Annotated in this window: 4 tRNA genes; all 4 read right to left on the bottom strand. The window is 51.0% G+C overall.

The features are described from left to right. Positions 1-8: 8 nt before the first annotated feature. The 4 genes from EDI28_RS26265 to EDI28_RS26280 all read right to left on the bottom strand — a co-directional run bounded on the left by EDI28_RS26265 (position 9) and on the right by EDI28_RS26280 (position 478). Positions 9-84: transfer RNA gene (locus EDI28_RS26265), tRNA-Gly, on the bottom strand. 55 nt (positions 85-139) lie between these two features. Beyond that, positions 140-215: transfer RNA gene (locus EDI28_RS26270), tRNA-Gly, on the bottom strand. A 56-nt stretch (positions 216-271) separates the two neighbouring features. Then, positions 272-347 (bottom strand) — tRNA-Gly (locus tag EDI28_RS26275). A 55-nt stretch (positions 348-402) separates the two neighbouring features. Next, positions 403-478 (bottom strand) — tRNA-Gly (locus EDI28_RS26280). Positions 479-549 lie beyond the last annotated feature (71 nt).

Here is a 549-nt window from a genome sequence, read left to right on the forward strand (position 1 = left end):
CTACAAATTGGAGCGACACACGAGGTTCGAACTCGTGACCTCAACCTTGGCAAGGTTGCGCTCTACCAGCTGAGCTAGTGTCGCATCACAGGAAAGGYCTTTCACCTTCCGATTACCGCTTTCGCCATAATCTACAAATTGGAGCGACACACGAGGTTCGAACTCGTGACCTCAACCTTGGCAAGGTTGCGCTCTACCAGCTGAGCTAGTGTCGCATCACAGGAAAGGCCTTTCACCTTCCGATTACCGCTTTCGCCATAATCTAACAAATTGGAGCGACACACGAGGTTCGAACTCGTGACCTCAACCTTGGCAAGGTTGCGCTCTACCAGCTGAGCTAGTGTCGCATCACAGGAAAGGTCTTTCACCTTYCGATTACCGCTTTCGCCATAATCTACAAATTGGAGCGACACACGAGGTTCGAACTCGTGACCTCAACCTTGGCAAGGTTGCGCTCTACCAGCTGAGCTAGTGTCGCATTCTTGTATCTCAACAAGTAAATTGGTTGCGGGAGCTGGATTTGAACCAACGACCTTCGGGTTATGAGCC

The sequence above is a fragment of the Photobacterium chitinilyticum genome (genome assembly GCF_004104355.1).
In the GTDB taxonomy this organism is placed as follows: Bacteria; Pseudomonadota; Gammaproteobacteria; order Enterobacterales; family Vibrionaceae; genus Photobacterium; species Photobacterium chitinilyticum.